Annotated in this window: 15 protein-coding genes; 7 read left to right on the top strand and 8 right to left on the bottom strand. The window is 61.7% G+C overall.

The features are described from left to right. Positions 1-244: 244 nt before the first annotated feature. Positions 245-1,903, top strand: a complete 1,659-nt coding sequence (locus HU806_RS24325) for a nitrite/sulfite reductase (protein ID WP_186615236.1) — start codon at positions 245-247, stop codon at positions 1,901-1,903. Further along, on the top strand, positions 1,887-2,381 hold the full coding sequence (locus HU806_RS24320; protein WP_053121484.1) for a DUF934 domain-containing protein: 495 nt from the start codon (positions 1,887-1,889) through the stop codon (positions 2,379-2,381). The genes HU806_RS24325 and HU806_RS24320 overlap by 17 nt, the downstream gene beginning before the upstream one ends. A gap of 75 nt (positions 2,382-2,456) precedes the next feature. Here HU806_RS24320 and sohB read toward each other — a convergent pair whose 3' ends face one another. Beyond that, entirely contained in the window at positions 2,457-3,488 is a 1,032-nt protein-coding gene (gene sohB / locus HU806_RS24315) for a protease SohB (RefSeq protein WP_186615234.1), read from the bottom strand. Positions 3,489-3,749: 261 nt separating this feature from the next. On the opposite strand from sohB, the gene HU806_RS24310 reads away from it, so the two are divergent. The 3 genes from HU806_RS24310 to HU806_RS24300 all read left to right on the top strand — a co-directional run bounded on the left by HU806_RS24310 (position 3,750) and on the right by HU806_RS24300 (position 5,846). Then, on the top strand, positions 3,750-4,460 hold the full coding sequence (locus HU806_RS24310) for a histidine phosphatase family protein (RefSeq protein ID WP_186615227.1): 711 nt from the start codon (positions 3,750-3,752) through the stop codon (positions 4,458-4,460). A 51-nt stretch (positions 4,461-4,511) separates the two neighbouring features. Next, positions 4,512-4,829 carry an SCP2 sterol-binding domain-containing protein gene (locus tag HU806_RS24305; protein ID WP_186615225.1) on the top strand — a complete coding sequence of 106 codons (318 nt, stop codon included), beginning with the start codon at positions 4,512-4,514 and terminating at the stop codon, positions 4,827-4,829. Positions 4,830-4,982: 153 nt separating this feature from the next. After that, complete coding sequence (locus HU806_RS24300; protein ID WP_186615263.1) at positions 4,983-5,846, top strand: LysR family transcriptional regulator; 864 nt, start codon at positions 4,983-4,985, stop codon at positions 5,844-5,846. 114 nt (positions 5,847-5,960) lie between these two features. Here the strand turns inward: HU806_RS24300 and HU806_RS24295 are convergent, their stop codons facing one another. Next, complete coding sequence (locus HU806_RS24295; protein WP_186615223.1) at positions 5,961-6,194, bottom strand: HP1242/YdcH family protein; 234 nt, start codon at positions 6,192-6,194, stop codon at positions 5,961-5,963. A 217-nt stretch (positions 6,195-6,411) separates the two neighbouring features. Between HU806_RS24295 and HU806_RS24290 the strand changes: the two genes are divergently transcribed. Both HU806_RS24290 and HU806_RS24285 read left to right on the top strand, forming a co-directional pair. Further along, positions 6,412-6,933 (top strand): DUF4142 domain-containing protein, encoded by a 522-nt coding sequence (locus HU806_RS24290; RefSeq protein ID WP_186615221.1) that lies wholly within the window; start codon positions 6,412-6,414, stop codon positions 6,931-6,933. 223 nt (positions 6,934-7,156) lie between these two features. Beyond that, positions 7,157-7,810 (top strand): Pr6Pr family membrane protein, encoded by a 654-nt coding sequence (locus HU806_RS24285; protein ID WP_186615219.1) that lies wholly within the window; start codon positions 7,157-7,159, stop codon positions 7,808-7,810. 78 nt (positions 7,811-7,888) lie between these two features. Here the strand turns inward: HU806_RS24285 and HU806_RS24280 are convergent, their stop codons facing one another. The 6 genes from HU806_RS24280 to lexA all read right to left on the bottom strand — a co-directional run bounded on the left by HU806_RS24280 (position 7,889) and on the right by lexA (position 16,282). Beyond that, positions 7,889-8,173 carry a hypothetical protein gene (locus HU806_RS24280; RefSeq protein WP_186615217.1) on the bottom strand — a complete coding sequence of 95 codons (285 nt, stop codon included), beginning with the start codon at positions 8,171-8,173 and terminating at the stop codon, positions 7,889-7,891. A gap of 95 nt (positions 8,174-8,268) precedes the next feature. After that, on the bottom strand, positions 8,269-10,380 hold the full coding sequence (locus HU806_RS24275) for an ATP-binding protein (protein ID WP_186615215.1): 2,112 nt from the start codon (positions 10,378-10,380) through the stop codon (positions 8,269-8,271). Between the two features lie 158 nt (positions 10,381-10,538). Then, complete coding sequence (locus tag HU806_RS24270) at positions 10,539-13,637, bottom strand: error-prone DNA polymerase (RefSeq protein WP_202884441.1); 3,099 nt, start codon at positions 13,635-13,637, stop codon at positions 10,539-10,541. Then, entirely contained in the window at positions 13,613-15,034 is a 1,422-nt protein-coding gene (locus tag HU806_RS24265; RefSeq protein ID WP_186615210.1) for a Y-family DNA polymerase, read from the bottom strand. The genes HU806_RS24270 and HU806_RS24265 overlap by 25 nt, the downstream gene beginning before the upstream one ends. A gap of 7 nt (positions 15,035-15,041) precedes the next feature. Continuing rightward, positions 15,042-15,665: a translesion DNA synthesis-associated protein ImuA gene (gene imuA, locus HU806_RS24260; RefSeq protein ID WP_186615208.1), complete on the bottom strand. Its 624-nt coding sequence runs from the start codon at positions 15,663-15,665 to the stop codon at positions 15,042-15,044. After that, positions 15,665-16,282: a transcriptional repressor LexA gene (gene lexA / locus HU806_RS24255; RefSeq protein ID WP_186615206.1), complete on the bottom strand. Its 618-nt coding sequence runs from the start codon at positions 16,280-16,282 to the stop codon at positions 15,665-15,667. Before lexA ends, imuA begins: the two co-directional genes overlap by 1 nt. Positions 16,283-16,628 lie beyond the last annotated feature (346 nt).

Raw genomic sequence — 16,628 nt, 5'->3', positions numbered from 1 at the left:
CACAGTTAAGACGATGATTGCCCGTACGACAAATGTGGGTTAGGCAATAATCGATCTCATTAGTCGATTTGGTTCTTTACATATACTCAAACATCACTTTTGCGCATAACTCAAAACAGGTATCTTGCACCGGCTCCTCTAGGAGTGCGCGGCCGTGCGCGCAGAATTGCCGAGGCAGAACCCGATTTCAGCGAGCCAACCTGCAGCTGTTTCTGATCGGCCCAAGCCTGAGAACGAGACTTATATGTACGTATATGACGAGTACGATCAGCGGATCATCGAGGACCGCGTCAAGCAGTTCCGGGATCAGACCCGACGCTATCTGGCAGGCGAGCTGAGCGAAGAAGAATTCCGCCCTCTGCGCTTGCAGAATGGCCTGTATATCCAGCGCTTCGCCCCGATGCTGCGCGTGGCGGTGCCTTATGGTCAGCTGACTTCGCGCCAGGTGCGCAAGCTGGCCCAGATTGCCCGCGACTATGACAAGGGCTACGCCCACATCAGTACCCGGCAGAACGTCCAGTACAACTGGCCTGCCCTGGAAGACGTGCCGGAAATTCTCGCGGAACTGGCCACGGTGCAGATGCACGCGATCCAGACCAGCGGCAACTGCCTGCGCAACGTCACCACCGACCAGTTTGCCGGTGTTGCGGCCGACGAGGTGATCGACCCGCGCCCATGGTGCGAAATTGTCCGTCAATGGACCACGTTCCACCCGGAATTCGCCTACCTGCCGCGCAAGTTCAAGATCGCCATCAACGGCTCGAGCTCGGACCGCGCCGCTATTGAAGTCCATGACATTGGTCTGGAAACGGTCTACAACGCCGCAGGCGAGCTGGGCTTCCGCGTGCTGGTGGGCGGCGGCCTCGGCCGTACGCCGGTGGTCGGTGCGTTCATCAACGAGTTCCTGCCGTGGCAAGACCTGTTGAGCTACCTCGACGCCATCCTGCGCGTGTACAACCGCTACGGTCGTCGCGACAACAAGTACAAGGCGCGGATCAAGATCCTGGTCAAGGCCCTGACGCCTGAAGTGTTCGCCGAGAAGGTCGAGGCCGAGATGGCTCACCTGCGCGGCGGCCAGACCACCCTGACCGAAGCCGAAGTGCAACGCGTGGCCAAGCATTTCGTCGACCCGCACTACAAGGCTTTGGGCAATGGGGACGCCGAACTGGCTGCCCTTGACAAGGAACATCCCGGTTTCGCCCGCTGGCGTACCCGCAACACCCTGGCCCACAAAAAGCCGGGCTACGTTGCAGTGACCCTGTCCCTGAAGCCCACCGGCGTTGCGCCGGGCGACATCACCGACAAACAACTGGACGCCGTCGCCGACCTGGCCGACCGCTACAGCTTCGGCCAGCTGCGCACCTCCCACGAGCAGAACATCATCCTCGCGGACGTCGAGCAGAGCCAGTTGTTCACCCTGTGGGGCGAGTTGCGCGAGCAAGGTTTCGCCACGCCGAACATCGGCCTGCTGACCGACATCATCTGCTGCCCCGGCGGTGATTTCTGCTCCCTGGCAAACGCCAAGTCGATCCCGATCGCCGAATCGATCCAGCGCCGCTTCGACGACCTCGATTATCTGTTCGACATCGGCGAGCTGGACCTGAATATTTCCGGTTGCATGAACGCCTGTGGTCACCACCACGTTGGCCATATCGGCATCCTGGGCGTGGACAAGAAAGGCGAAGAGTTCTACCAGGTCTCCCTCGGCGGCAGCGGTAGCCGCGACGCCAGCCTGGGCAAGATCCTCGGCCCGTCGTTTGCCCAGGATGACATGCCTGACGTGATCGAGAAGCTGATCGACGTGTACATCGAACAACGTACCGAAGACGAGCGCTTCATCGACACTTACCAACGTATTGGCATCGACCTCTTCAAGGAACGCGTCTATGCAGCGAATCATTAAGAACAACGAAGTCATCGACGAAACCTGGCACCTGCTGCCCAAGGACGCGACCTTCGATGGCATTTCCAACTGCGATGACTTGATCGTGCCCTTGGCCCTGTGGCGCGACCATGCCCACGCCCTCAAGGCCCGCGACGGCGGGCTGGGCGTGTGGCTGGACGCTGACGAGGAAGCCGAAGAAATCGGTGATGACGCCAATCAGTTGCAGGTCATTGCCTTGAACTTCCCGGCTTTCACCGATGGGCGCAGCTACTCCAACGCCCGCTTGTTGCGTGACCGTTATGGCTTCAAAGGCGAATTGCGGGCGATTGGCGACGTGCTGCGCGACCAGCTGTTCTACATGCGCCGCTGCGGTTTCGACGCCTTTGCCCTGCGGGCCGACAAAGACCCCTATGAAGCTCTCGAAAGCCTCAAGGACTTCTCGGTGACTTACCAGGCCGCTACCGACGAGCCGCTGCCGCTGTTTCGTCGTCGCTGATAACGAGAAAATGAAAAGCCCTGATCCGGGTGCATCGGATCAGGGCTTTTTTTATTGCCGGTCAATGACCGCGCGTTACCAGAACCGCTGCTGCGTCAGGCGACTCCACCAGCTCAGCAGCACGCGGTCCACCGAACCGCTGGCGGCCATGCCGATACGCTCTTGCAGGCTTTTACGTTCGGCATAGTGCAGGTGGTACAGCTCAGCGGTCCTGGCCCGTTCGGCCAGGTATTCGTCGCTGGTTTTCAGCTCGTCGACCAGACGCTTGCTCAGTGCGGCAACGCCCAGCCAGACTTCACCGGTCGCCACTTCATCGATGGCCAGTTGCGGGCGATAGTTGGCCACGAAGTTCTTGAACAGCTCGTGGGTGATGTCGAGGTCTTCCTGGAATTTTTCCCGGCCCTTCTCGGTGTTTTCGCCAAACACTGTCAGGGTCCGCTTGTATTCGCCGGCTGTCAGCACTTCGAAATCGATGTCGTGTTTTTTTAGCAGGCGATTGACGTTGGGCAACTGGGCGACGACGCCGATGGAGCCCAGGATGGCGAAGGGGGCGCTGATGATTTTCTCGCCGATGCACGCCATCATATAGCCGCCGCTCGCCGCGACTTTGTCGATGCACACCGTCAGCGGCACGCCGGCCTGGCGGATCCGTGCCAGTTGCGACGAGGCCAGGCCATAGCTGTGAACCATGCCGCCACCGCTTTCAAGGCGCAGCACCACTTCGTCCTTCGGGGTCGCCAGGGTCAGCAGCGCGGTGATTTCGTGGCGCAGGCTTTCGGTGGCGGAAGCCTTGATGTCACCGTCGAAATCCAGCACGAACACCCGAGGCTTGGCGGCCGGCTTGTCTTTTTGTTTCTTCCCGGCTTTTTCAGCCTTGCCTTCGGCCTTGCGCAGGGCCTTGAGCTGGTCTTTGTCCAGCAGTGTCTGCTCCAGGCGCTCGCGCAACCCTTTGTAGAAATCGTTGAGCTTGCTGACCTGCAACTGCCCGGCCGACTTGCGTCGCCCCTTGCTGCGCAGCGCAGCAAAACTGGCCATGACCACCAGAATGGCGATCACCAGTGTCACCGTCTTGGCCAGGAAACCGGCGTATTCGACAAAAAACTCCACAGCGACTCCTTAAATGCAATGCGCCACTGAACGCAGGCGCGTAACGCTGCCAGCATACCCATGCGCCTGCCCTGCTGCCAGCCATGAAATCTACGGTTACCTTAGCGCCCGCCAAGGTGAAGCCAAACACTCAAGCGGGGAGCAGGCGCCCTCGCTACGGGCTGTAACGGCCATTTCAAACAAGCGTATGTTTTTTCATTGACAGGCCAACGCCATCCTCATAACCTCGCCAAACCTTCAACGTACCGGGATGACGCGGACGTGGGCAGCATTTATCTGATTCGACATGGCCAGGCCTCCTTCGGTGCGGACGACTACGATGTCCTTTCGCCCAACGGCATACGCCAGGCGCAAGTGCTGGGCAGCCATCTGGCGGAGCTCGGTGTCGTGTTCGATCGCTGCCTCTCGGGCGACCTGCGTCGCCAGCAGGACACTGCCATCGGCGCGCTAGGCCAGATGGCCGCCGCCGGGCTGCCGGTTCCCGAAGTGGAAATTGACGCCGCGTTCAATGAATTCGATGCCGACGCAGTGATCCGCGCCCTGTTGCCGGACATGTTGCCCCAAGAACCCGAAGCCCTTTACATCCTGCGTAACGCTGCGCAGAACCGCGCCGAATTCCAGCGTATCTTCGCCTTGATCGTCGAGCGCTGGCTCGGTGGCCAATACGACCCGCCGGGGCTGGAAAGCTGGCTGGGTTTCGTCGAGCGCGTCCAGGCCGGCCTGCAGCGCCTCCTCGAAAAGGCCGACAAGACCGATAAGATCGCCGTGTTCACCTCCGGCGGGACCATCACCGCCCTGCTCCACCTGATTACCCAGATGCCTGCCCGGCAGGCCTTCGAACTGAACTGGCAAATCGTCAACACCTCGCTCAACCACCTGAAATTCAGGGGCCGCGAGGTAGCCCTGGCTTCCTTCAACAGTCATGCCCACCTGCAACTGCTGAAGACCCCGGACCTCATCACCTTCCGCTGAGGCCGGATTACTTGCAGATCTTGCCGTACCACTCAAATAAGGATCGAAACCATGACCTCCGTAGCCGACGCCGTACAAGCCATGCAAGCCAAGTTCAACCCAGCCGCCGCTGCCGGCCTGGACCTGGTGTTTGGTTTCAACATCACTGACGAAGACAAGCAATACGCCCTGATCGTCAAGGACGGCACCTGCGAATTGCAGGAAGGCGAACATGCCGACGCCAATTGCACACTGATCATGGACAGCGAAACCCTCAAGGGCATCGTCAGCGGCGAAACCGACGGCATGCAAGCCTTCATGGGCGGCAAGCTGCGCGTTGAAGGCGACATGATGCTGTCGATGAAACTGGCCGAGCTGTTCCCTTCCTGAGATCGGCTCGCGCCGCCGCTGTAGCCGAATCCCGCCCTTGTGGCGGGATTTTTGTTTCCTCTGAATGAGCCACCGCATCGCGAGCGGATCACGGTGGTATCGGACAAAACTGCCAGCTCTTACAATGCCCGCTTCCCCCGCATCGGCCTGACCATGGACATCGACCTCGCCCGCACCTTCCTGGAAATCGTCCGCCACGGCAGCCTCGCCGCCGCGGCTGAAAAGCTGCACGTCACCCAGACGGCAATTACCGCCCGGGTACAGAAGCTTGAAAGCCAGCTCGGCTGTGGCTTGTTCGTGCGCAACCGGGCCGGCGCACGATTGACCGCCGATGGCGAAGCCTTTGTGGTCTATGCCAATCAGCTCGTACAAACCTGGGAGGCCGCTCGCCGCGACCTGCCGTTGCCCGAGGGTTTTCGCAACGTCCTGCACCTCGGCGGGGAAGTCAGTTTGTGCAACCCCTTGATGCTTGCCTGGGCCGGGGCGCTGCGCCAGGCGATTCCCGGCCACGCCCTGCGCATGGACATCCGCGACGGGGAAAAGCTGTTGCAACAACTGGAGCTAGGGCTGCTGGACGCAGCGGTGGTGTATCAACCCGAATACTGGCCAAGGCTGCAAGTCGAACAGCTTTTGGAAGAAAAACTCATCCTCGTACGCCTGGCCGCTCGCCCCGAGCCCTACGTGTACATCGACTGGAGCGCCGATTTCCGCCGCCAGCACGATACAGCGTTGCCGGACAAGGCCAAGGCCGCCGTGACCTTCAATCTCGGCCCCCTGGCGTTGCAGTACATCCTGGAAAACGGTGGCAGCGGTTATTTCCGCACGCGGGTCGTGCAGAGCTACCTGGACAGTGGAATCCTGGAGCGGGTGCCCAAGGCGCCGGAGTTCAACTACCCGACTTATCTGGTGTATTCCAGGGACCGGGATTCGGCGGCGTTGCAGCAGGCATTCGAGGTGTTGCGAGGAATCGTCAAGACGGGCAGCGATTGGTCCCAGCGCTGGGATCCTTTGGGTTGATGGGTTTGGAAGGGGCCGCTCCGCGCCCCAGCGGGAGCAAGCTCCCTCGCCACGTGAAACGCCTATCGTCAGAAAGGCCCTTTGCAACTCAAAGGGCCCCGTATCTTGTTCAGGCTACTCCTGCATCAATGCAGCGATCTCGTCCTTGACCAATAGCCGTTCTTTCTTGAGTGTCTCCAAAGCGGAGTCCGACAGCGTGACGGGGGGTTTCTCGGCATTCACGACCTCGGCATCAAGTCGCGAATACTTTTGAAGCAATGAATCGAGCTTCGGGTCCTTGCTGCGCTTTTGCTGGATATGGTCTTTTGTGCATTTGAGATCCTGACAAAGATCATGGGACACCGGCATGGAGCACCTCCTTCATGAGTTCGGTGGCAAGCGCTTTTCAGGGCACTGCCTGTCCTCAGCATGGCCTTGCCGGTCGGCTTCTGTCGACCGCCAATCCGACCAGCGGTGACCGTTCGTCGTCCCGCCATGTGCTGCGATCAAACCTTCACCCACGTATCGCCCTCCATTGATCAGTGACCACAAGAAACACTTGTACAACCTGTGTGGAGACTTACCTATGGACAGATTTACCCTGCGTCAACTCGGCCTGGCTGTTGCCCTGAGTAGCAGCATGGGCATGGCATGGGCCGCGACGTCCAACGACTTCGTCGACAACGCGGCGGCCGGCGGCATTGCGGAAATCGAAACCAGCAAGCTGGCGTTGCAAAAAAGCCAATCGGCGGACATCAAGGAGTTCGCCAACAAGATGATTGCCGACCACACCAAAGCCAATGAAGAGCTGAAGGCGCTGGCGCAGAAACATGACATCGAAGTCCCTGACGACACCACGCTGATGAAGAAGGCCAAGGCCAAGATTCTCGATGTGCGTGATGAGTCCTTCGATCCAGCCTATGCCAATAACCAGGTGATGGCCCACGAAGAAACCATCGCCCTGTTCAAGAAAGAAGCCGAGACCGTCACCGACGACAAGAAGCCCGGCAATACCGAACTGAAGGCGTTCGCCCAGAAAATGCTGCCGGACCTCCAGCATCATTTGGAAATGGCCAAGAAACTTCAGGCAGCTCATCCAAGCAAGTAACACCGCAATCCCGGGCCGTCCTCACAGAAGGACGGCCCGTCCCCTTATTTCTACGCTGCAATAACTCCCTACGCTCTGCTACCGCCGGTCGGCACTGTCAATTCCTACAGTAGACACTGTTGTTGTGCTCTCCTAGGGTCCCGCTCAACAGACACCTGTTCATGAGCGTCCAACCTCCTGGGGGCTTTGCCGTTGCAGGTTTCGTTTAGCCAGGAGCGAAATCATGAGCGATAAACTGGTATTGACTCGAAGCGGCAGCGGCATCGCCGTGAAAATTGCAGCACTGTTGGGATGGTTTGCCTTGATTCTCCAACTCTGCCTGATCCTTGCCTCGCGTTGGCAGGGCGGCAAGAGTCTGCTGGGTGGGGTGGACATTTTCTTCAGCTATTTCACTGTATTGACCAATATCCTCGTCGCACTGGTGTTGAGCTATGCGGCCACCTCAGGGGATTCGGCATTGCGCCGGTTTTTCCTGAACCCCAAGGTCCAGGGCGGTGTGGCCGCTGCAATTGTATTGGTCGGGCTGGCCTACAACCTGCTGCTGCGCCATGTCTGGGATCCGCAAGGTTGGCAGTGGGTGGCCGACGAATTGCTGCACGATGTGATGCCACTGGTGTTTATGTTCTATTGGTGGTTCTGCGTGCCCAAGGCGCCGCTGCAATGGCGGGATATCGGGCCATGGCTGCTTTATCCGCTGGCTTATTTCATTTATGCGCTGGTGCGCGGCGCCATTGTCGACGCTTACCCTTATCCGTTTATCGAAGTGAACACGTTGGGGCTTACGCAAGTGCTGATCAATGCGGTCATGGTGCTGGTGGGGTTCGTGCTGGTGTCGCTGGTGGTGGTCGCCCTGGATCGCCGTAAAGGCACGCGCTGAGCGACTGAAGCCAAGGGGCATGAACCGTCCCCGGTGTGCACTGCCCTGCCGCACACCGAGGCAAACTCCATCTGGCAATCAACCGCCATCAGTGTCGATGTCCGCATCCGTGCTGTCATCGGACTGGGGGCGATCCGGATCAGGTTTGAAGCCCGGGCTGAAGGTGTTGTCGTTGTCCTGGTGATGTTGCTTCTGATCGACCTCGCTGGCAGCGCTCTGGGCTTGGTCCGCGCCGGGCGGGCTGACCGGTTGGGCGGTCGACAGGTCGGCCTGGGGCTGCGGATCGATGGCCGGATCGTTGCGCGGTGATGACGGGGTTTGCATCTGGCCTTTCTGCTGCGTGTTTGCAGGATTGTCGTTCATAGGCACCTCGTTCATGACAGGGCCGGGTTAATACCGACCTTGATTATTCGAAGGTGATGCAGGGGCTTGGGTTCCATTTGTTTGCAGCTTCGCGTTCAACCCGCCAGAACCGAGCGGACCATCCGAGCCAGCGCCTGCGGGTTATAGGGTTTGCTCAGCAAATGAGTGTCGGGGCTCAATTGATGGTTGCGCGAGATAATGTCGCGCGTGTGCCCCGACGTGAACAGCACCGGTATCGGCGGGATCTGGACCTTGGCCCAGGCGGCCAGGTCGGAACTCTTGATCAGGCCGGGCATGACCACGTCAGTGAAAATCAGATCCACCGCGACGCCTTCCAGCAATAGCTTCATCGCCTCGTCGCCGTTGGCGGCGGTCAAGGTCCGGTAACCGAACAATTCGAGCAAGTCCACCGAGGCGCTGCGTACTTCATCGTTGTCTTCCACCACCAGGATCGTCTCCTGTCCGCCTGAGGCGAGCGTGCGCTGGTGCGCCGGATCCGAGGCTTCAGGCTGGTGGCTGCGCGGGAAGTACATGTGCACTTGGGTACCTTCACCCGGGCGGCTGGAAATTTCGATATGACCGCCGCTCTGCTTGACGAACCCGAAGACCATGCTCAATCCGAGCCCGGTGCCCTGGCCGTCGGTCTTGGTGGTAAAGAATGGCTCGAACACTTGGTTCAGGACTTCCGGCGCCATGCCTGCGCCGCTGTCGATCACCGACAGCCGGACGTAATCGCCGGCAGCGACGCCCTTGCCAACGCAGGACGATTCATCCAGCACGATGTTATCGCCGATCATGCTGATGAAGCCTTCCCCGCCCATGGCGTCGCGGGCGTTGATCGCCAAGTTCAACAGGGCATTTTCCAACTGGTTGCGATCGACATGGATGCACCAAGGCTCAACGGGCAACGAAACCTCGATCCGAATGGTTTCGCCCAGCGCCCGTTGCAGCAACTCGCCCAGGCCATCATAGATGCGCCGTGGGTTGTAGACCGCCGGCGACAATGGCTGGCGACGGGCAAAAGCCAGCAGTTGCGATGACAACTTGGCGCCCCGCTCCACGGCTTCGATTGAAGCCCCCACCCGCCGCTGCACGTTGGGATTGTCAGGTTCGTGACGAGCCAGCAAGTGCAGGTTGCCGGCAATCACCTGCAACAGATTATTGAAGTCATGGGCCACGCCGCCAGTGAGGCCGCCGATGGCCTCGAGTTTCTGCGACTGGCGCAACTGCTCTTCAGCCGCCAACCGCGCCTGTACCTCGTCGGCGACGCGTTGCTCCAGATCGCGGGTGAACTTGAGCAATGAAGCTTCGGCGGTCTTGCGCTCGTTGATATCGATCAGCACGCCGGGAAAGCGCAGGGGCTTGCCCAACGCATCGAACTCGCATCGACCGCTGGCCAGCACCCAAAGGTAATCGTCCTCGCCACGGCGCACACGGTATTCTGCGGTGTAGGGTGTGCCTGTGCGCACCGTCAAATCGACCCGTTGCTCAACGTCTTCAAGGTCATCCGGATGGATACGCTGGCGTGCGATTTCGATGGGCAATGCGTCCAGCGGGCATTCCGGCGGATAGTCGAACGTACGCGCGAAACGCTCATCGCCAGACAGCGTGTCGGCCTGGATATCCCAGACAAACGAGCCCAGCAACGGCCCGGCCGAGAGCGCCAGTTGGATGCGTTCATTCACCGCACGGTAACTGCGCTCAGCCTCTTGCCGGGCCCGCTCGGTCAGTACCAGTTCGGTGGTTTCCACGACGATGGCCAACACGCCCGCCGGTGTGTGATCGTCGTCGGGCACCGGGCTGTAATAGAGGTCCATCCAGACATCTTCGGGCTTGCCATCGCGCAGCAGCACCAGCTCCTTGCTGCGGTAGGACAAGGTGCCACCGGCCAGGCACACGTCCAGCACATGGCGATTGAACTCGGCCACTTCCGGCCAGCCCAACTCCACCGCGCGTCCCAACAGATAGGGATGACGGCCGCCCGCAAACTCGGCATAGGCGTCGTTATAAATCATGAAGCCCTGGCGGCCCCACAACATGACCATTGGCAAGGGCGAAGCCAACATCAATTGGACGGCGCTGCGCAGGCTGGCGGACCAGTGCTCGATCGCGCCCAGTTCGGTGCGACTCCAATCGTATGCCCGAATGCGCCGGGCCATTTCGCCGTCCCATCCGGGACACCCGTTATTCTGGGATAAGAACTTCATGGAACGACTCTCACCTCAAACTACCAGCAGGGAAGCGGCATACCACAAGTCCCTTGTGCTAGTGCTTCGAGCGCAAGGTTGGCAATTGGTTTCATGCGGCAGGTGCGCGCCGCTCCCCGTGGCGAGGGAGCTTGCTCCCTCGCCACGGGGCTGCAGCGCTAGCGGAAATCGCGACTGCGCACATGGATGCCCGCCAGCAGTCCACTCAGGTCGCTCAAGCGCCCGGCGATCAGGTGGCGAACTTCACCGACACTCTCCCAGCGCCCATCCACCCGGAGCAATTGCGAACCCACCAGGACCTTGCGCTGGCGCTCGGCGAGGTCGCGCCAGACCACTACGTTGAGGTTGCCGAATTCATCTTCCAGGGTGACGAAGGTCACGCCGCTGGCCGTGCCCGGGCGCTGGCGACCGGTGACCAGACCGGCGACGCTGACGTTGCGACCATGTTCAACGTCCTGCAATTCCCGCGAACTGCGGCAGCGCCGGGCGCGCAGTTCGGGACGCAGCAAGGCCAGCGGATGGGGGCCCAACGTCGTGCCCAGCGTGGCGTAGTCGGCGAACAGGTTTTCTCCCACGGTGGGTTTTGGCAGGTCCACGGGCGGCTCTTCCTGACTGGGCAGGCCCGCGAACAGGCCCAGTTGTTTTTGTACCCCGGCAATGTCCCAACGGGCGCGGTGGCGATCGCCGGACAGACCGCGCAAGGCACTGGCGTCAGCCAGTTGCGCCAAGGCCCGGGCATCAAGTCGAGCACGCTCGCCGAGGTCGGCCACATCGCTGAAAGCCCGCTGGCCGCGAGCCACCTCGATGCGCCTGGCATCGTCCTCGCGAAAACCCTTGATCATGCGCAGGCCCATGCGAATGGCCGGTTGCCGGCCCTCCAAGGGTTCGAGACTGCAGTCCCAATCGCTGGCGCGCACGTCCACTGGACGGATCTGCAACTGATGGCGGCGAGCATCCTGGAGGATCTGGTCCGGGCTGTAGAAACCCATGGGCCAACTGTTGATCAAGGCACAGGCGAACGCCGCCGGTTCGTGGCATTTGAGCCAGCTGCTGGCGTAGGTCAGCAAGGCGAAACTGGCGGCGTGGGATTCAGGGAAACCGTAATTGCCGAAGCCTTTGATCTGCTCGAAGATTTGCGCGGCATATTCAAGACTGTAACCCCTGGCCTCCATCCCGTCGGCCAGCCGCTTCTTATGAGGCTCAAGCCCACCGTGGCGTTTCCAGGCAGCCATGGAGCGCCGCAATTGGTCCGCTTCGCCCGGGCTGTAACCCGCGGCGACGATGGCGATCTGCATGACCTGTTCTTGGAATAGCGGAACACCCAAGGTACGTCCCAATACTTCTTCCAATTCTGGCGAAGGGTAAGTGACAGCCTCCTCCTTGTTCCGCCGACGCAGATACGGATGCACCATGCCGCCCTGGATCGGTCCCGGCCGCACGATCGCCACTTCGATCACCAGGTCGTAATACTCCTTGGGTTTGAGCCGCGGCAACATCGCCATCTGCGCCCGGGATTCGATCTGGAACACGCCGATGGTGTCGGCGCGGCTGATCATGTCGAACGTGGCTTTGTCGTCCTTGGCCAGTGACGCCAAGGTATGGCGAATGCCTCGGTAGTGCGCGATCAAATCGAAACATCGGCGAATCGCGCTGAGCATGCCCAAGGCCAGGATGTCCACCTTGAGCAGCCCGACCGCATCGAGATCGTCCTTGTCCCACTGGATGATGGTGCGCTCGGCCATGGCGGCGTTTTCCACCGGCACGAGGGTGTCCAGGGGTTGCTGGGAAATCACGAAGCCGCCAGGGTGCTGGGACAAGTGCCGGGGAAAGCCGATCAACTGCTGGGTCAGCCCCAGCACCCGGCGCAACACCGGGCTGTCCGGGTCGAAACCGCCCTCACGCAAGCGGTCCAATGGCGGTGCCTCGTCACTCCAACGGCCGCAGCAATCGGCCAGGGCATTGACCTGGTCCGGCGGCAGGCCCAGGGCCTTGGCCACGTCGCGCACCGCCCCGGCGCCGTGGTAACTGCTGACCACTGCGGTCAACGCCGCGCGATGACGGCCATAACGCTGGAACACGTACTGCAAGACTTCTTCACGGCGCTCGTGTTCGAAATCGACATCGATATCCGGCGGCTCATTGCGCTCGCGGGACAGGAAGCGCTCGAACAGCATGTCCGTACAGCTCGGGTCGATTTCGGTGATGCCCAGGGCGTAGCACACCGCCGAATTGGCCGCCGAGCCTCTTCCCTGACAAAGAATATGGCGGCTGCGAGCGAAACTGACGATGTCCTGCACGGTGAGGAAATAACTGTCGTAGCCGAGTTCGGCAATCAGCTTCAATTCCTTGTCGATCTGCACTCGTACCTTGTCTGTCACGCCTTTTTCCCAGCGCTCGCGCAGGCCGCGCTCGGTCAGCTCCCGCAGCCAGGACGCTGGGTCATGGCCCTCGGGCACCAGTTCGCGGGGGTATTCATAGCGCAACTGAGCGAGGTCGAACGTGCAACGCCGGGCGATCTCCAGGGTTTCATCGAGCAAGGCGCGAGGGTAAAGACCGGCCAAGGCTTGGAGGCTGCGCAAATGACGTTCGCCGTTGGGGTGCAGACGCTGGCCAGCCTCGGCCACGGTGATGTGATGTCGGATCGCGGTCATGGTGTCTTGCAGGGCGCGGCGACCACGTACATGCATGTGCACATCGCCCGTGGCGACGGCGGGAAGGTCCAGGCGTTCGGCCAACGCCAGCAAGTCGGCCAGGCGCTTGCGGTCGTCCTGTCCGCAATGCAGCTGCACAGCCAGCCACAGGCGCCCGGCAAAAAACCGTTGGAGCCAACGGCCTTGCGCCTCGGGGTCCTTGCCGTCGGGAACCCACAACGCCAACAGTCCCGGCAGGGGGTCGTCGAAATCTTCCCGGACGATGCGATAACGACCCTTCTCGCTGCGACGCCGGGCGCGGGTAATCAACCGGCACAAGGCTTGATAGCCTTCGAGGTTTTCCACCAGCAGCACCAGCTTGGGGCCATCCTCGACCTGGATTTCGCTGCCCACGATCAGTTGCAGGTCCAGCTCTTTGGCCGCCTGCCAGGCCCGGACGATCCCGGCCAAGGTGCACTCGTCGGTAATCGCCAGGGCCCGATAGCCCTGCTGTCTGGCACGGCGACACAGCTCCAGGGCGCTGGAGGCGCCACGCTGGAAGCTGAAGTTCGACAAGCAATGCAGTTCGGCGTAGTCGATACTCATGCGAACCAGCCTTGCAGCCATAACGGCCCGCTTTCGCCCACCGGTCGATAGGCCCAGGCGCGTTGCCCGGTACGGGTTTCGATCAGGTAGTAATCGCGGCGCACATCGGCGCCGTCCCACCAGCCGGACTCGATGCGTTCCGGACCCATGAGGATGCGCGCCTGGCCTTCGGGCAACGCCTGGGGCTCGCCAAGCAACCAGCCGGGACGCTGGACTTCATCGCGCAGAGGACAGGCCTGGAGTCGCGGCTCGGGCGTCAGTTGCCAAGCGCACTCGGGTCGATGATCGTCGCCAAACCCCAGCCCTTGCACGGCATCGTCACCCAGGCGCGCCCGCAGTCGTTCGCGTAATTGCTCCCAGGGCAAGGACTGCTGGGGACGTTCGTCGAACAACTCCAGGCGCTGGGGCACGAAGCTCGGCAGGTCTTCGGCGCACAACCGAAAACCGCGCACAGGTGCCTCGACCTGTACCTGTTCGAGACGGCCACGGGCCAGTTCGAACAGCATCGAAGGGTCCCGCTCGGCGCTGAGCAGGCCGACCTTGATCACCGTGTCGGGCAAACCCGCATGCTCCAGATGCAGGTCGAAGCGCTGCACGCCGCTGTCGCGTCCACACAAAAAAGCCGAAAGATCACCGGTCAAGCGGCGCAGCGGAAACAGCAACGCCTGGTGGGATTGCACGTCGTAATTGAGTTCGATGCGCGCATCGAAACGGTCCGCAGGCAAGTAGAACGACAGCGCCAGGGTGCGACTGCCCGTCAGCGCGTCGAAGTGCTTGAGCACGTCGGCCTCGAAGCGCCGCGCCAAGGTGTGCCGGGGCAAGGCCTGGACCTGATCCAGGCGGCGCAGCCCCATGCGCGACAACGCCGTGGCGACGTCGGGCGCCAGGCCGATGCGGTCCACGGGCATGTGCCCCAGGTACGCTTGCAGGGTCTCGCCATCGGGCACCACCAGGGCGTCATAAGCATTGGCCAGTACCCGCGCCGCCACCGGGTTGGGTGCGGCGACGATGCGATGGCGAAAGCCCAGTTCCGTCAGCTCGTCCCGCAAGCGTGCCTCGAACACCGGCCAGGGCCCGAACAGCCCCAGGCTCGATTCGATTTCGAACACCACCGTGCGCGGGTAATGCACGCTGACCTGGGAACTGAAGCGGTAGGCCCAGGCGGCAAGGAATTGTTGCCAGTGCTCGATCTGCGCCGCGTCGTACTCGGCCGTGGCAAACCCTTTGCTCAGGGCCTGGGCGGCGGTCATGGTCTGCCCGGGCCGCAAGCCCAGGGCGCGGGCCGGTTCATTGACCGCTTGCAACACCCGACGCTGGGCCGGACCGGTCAGCAGCGCCAGGGGCTCATCGGGATCGGGGCGCTGGCGCAGCGCGGCGTCCAGCGCCAATTGCGGAAAGAGGATACAGACCCAGCGCATCGCAACCTCAATGCTCGGTGTGCGTGGCAAACGCAATCGGTGCCGAACGAGCCAGCCCGCCCCGGGACTTGAGCACTCGCAATTGTGCTGGCCGGGCATCGATGGCAATCCGCAGGGCCGCCGGAGACGGGTTGATGGCTTCCTGGATCGGGCGCCAGGCGAACGCCAGGGTCTGGCCGGTTTCCGCCGCGACTTGCAACCGACGCAGGGCCCGGTCATCCGCCTGCCGAGGCCAGCACAGCACCGCGCCGCAACTGCCCGAACGCAGGCATTGCTCAGTGGCCCACAAGGCATCGCGTTGATCGGCCTGGATGATCGACAGTTGGCGCAGGTCGACCCCGGCATTTCGCCAAGCCTGGGGATAGGGTACGAACGGTGGCGCCACCAGCACGATCCGCTCCCCCGCCGCCGACAGCCGCGCGAGGGTCGGCCAGACCAGTTGCAACTCGCCCACGCCCGGCGCGCCGATGAGAATTTCCGTCAGCGCTGCTTCCGGCCAGCCGCCATTGGGCAATGCCGCGTCCAGCGCCGCATGACCGGTGGGCTGCGGACTGGCGGCCGGCGGCGCAGGTCGCCCCTTCCAGACCTGGCCGCCATTGAACAGCGTATCCAGCGCAACGACAGCGCCCATCAGCCTTGTCTCACCAGGCCACAGAACACGCCTTCGATCGCCAGGTCCTGGTCGGCTTCAACGATGATTGGCTGATAGGCCGGATTGCGGGGCAACAGACGCACGCGCTCGCCGACTTGCTCGAAGCGCTTGATAGTCACTTCCCCGTCCAGGCGCGCCACGACGATCTGCCCATTGGCGGCCTGGGGCGTGCGCTGCACACCCACCAGGTCACCGTCGAGAATGCCGTCCTCAATCATCGAATCGCCCTGGACCCGCAACAAATAATCCGGCGCCTTGGTGAAAATCGCCGGGTCCAGCAGCAGGCGGCTGTGAACCTCGGCGTCGGCGCCAATCGGCAGCCCGGCAGCCACCCGCCCCAGCACCGGCACGTCCAGCAACTCGGGCCGTGACGGCTGGTTCAGCAGCCGAATGCCTCGGGCCTGGTGCGGATTGACTTCAATGAAACCGGCCTCGGTCAACGCCAGCACATGCTTGCGCGCCACGCTGCGAGAGGCGAACCCAAACGCCTCGCTGATTTCAGCGAGGCTCGGAGGCTGCCCCTGCTCGGCGATGCGTTCGCGGATAAAGGTCAGGATAGCGGTGCGGCGAGGAGTGAGAGTCGTCATGGAGTACATTTGTACTCCTGTCGGTTTTTTCTGACAAGCGCCGCCAGTCAGTTCACAGGTTGGCTGCGCTTGTCATTGTGGCGAGGGAGCGTCGGTTTCTGGCGGCGCAGGGGAAATTTGAGAATTGCCCTACATACGCTGCTTCTTTCCCTGACTTATTTCTTCAGCCAACCCCGGCACAGTCTCGCGCCCACCTCTGTGTTGCGAGATGTCTGCATGCTTCCATCCGACAAGATCCCGTCCTTAATAGGCGCCATTGGTTCTCTGGTCTTGGCCGCCAGGAGCACGCCCGACGTCGAGGAAGTACTGCAGGACTTTCGCCGCTGCCTGGGCGACTACGACAGTTGGGCAGAAA

Origin of the sequence: Pseudomonas sp. SWRI154 (genome assembly GCF_014268645.1) — a bacterium.
Taxonomy (GTDB): domain Bacteria; phylum Pseudomonadota; class Gammaproteobacteria; order Pseudomonadales; family Pseudomonadaceae; genus Aquipseudomonas; species Aquipseudomonas marvdashtae.
The sequence above is the reverse complement of the archived record's forward strand: the minus strand, read 5'-3'. Positions and strand labels throughout refer to the sequence as shown.

What these genes read in the sequence shown, in the direction of transcription:
- imuA (WP_186615208.1), bottom strand. Translation starts at nt 15,665, where the DNA reads ATGGGCGCTGTCGTTGCGCTGGATACGCTGTTCAATGGCGGCCAGGTC.
- HU806_RS24300 (WP_186615263.1), top strand. Translation starts at nt 4,983, where the DNA reads ATGGACATCGACCTCGCCCGCACCTTCCTGGAAATCGTCCGCCACGGC.
- HU806_RS24275 (WP_186615215.1), bottom strand. Translation starts at nt 10,380, where the DNA reads ATGAAGTTCTTATCCCAGAATAACGGGTGTCCCGGATGGGACGGCGAA.
- HU806_RS24290 (WP_186615221.1), top strand. Translation starts at nt 6,412, where the DNA reads ATGGACAGATTTACCCTGCGTCAACTCGGCCTGGCTGTTGCCCTGAGT.
- HU806_RS24325 (WP_186615236.1), top strand. Translation starts at nt 245, where the DNA reads ATGTACGTATATGACGAGTACGATCAGCGGATCATCGAGGACCGCGTC.
- HU806_RS24280 (WP_186615217.1), bottom strand. Translation starts at nt 8,173, where the DNA reads ATGAACGACAATCCTGCAAACACGCAGCAGAAAGGCCAGATGCAAACC.
- HU806_RS24270 (WP_202884441.1), bottom strand. Translation starts at nt 13,637, where the DNA reads ATGGCTGCAAGGCTGGTTCGCATGAGTATCGACTACGCCGAACTGCAT.
- HU806_RS24285 (WP_186615219.1), top strand. Translation starts at nt 7,157, where the DNA reads ATGAGCGATAAACTGGTATTGACTCGAAGCGGCAGCGGCATCGCCGTG.
- HU806_RS24265 (WP_186615210.1), bottom strand. Translation starts at nt 15,034, where the DNA reads ATGCGCTGGGTCTGTATCCTCTTTCCGCAATTGGCGCTGGACGCCGCG.
- HU806_RS24295 (WP_186615223.1), bottom strand. Translation starts at nt 6,194, where the DNA reads ATGCCGGTGTCCCATGATCTTTGTCAGGATCTCAAATGCACAAAAGAC.
- HU806_RS24305 (WP_186615225.1), top strand. Translation starts at nt 4,512, where the DNA reads ATGACCTCCGTAGCCGACGCCGTACAAGCCATGCAAGCCAAGTTCAAC.
- lexA (WP_186615206.1), bottom strand. Translation starts at nt 16,282, where the DNA reads ATGTACTCCATGACGACTCTCACTCCTCGCCGCACCGCTATCCTGACC.
- HU806_RS24320 (WP_053121484.1), top strand. Translation starts at nt 1,887, where the DNA reads ATGCAGCGAATCATTAAGAACAACGAAGTCATCGACGAAACCTGGCAC.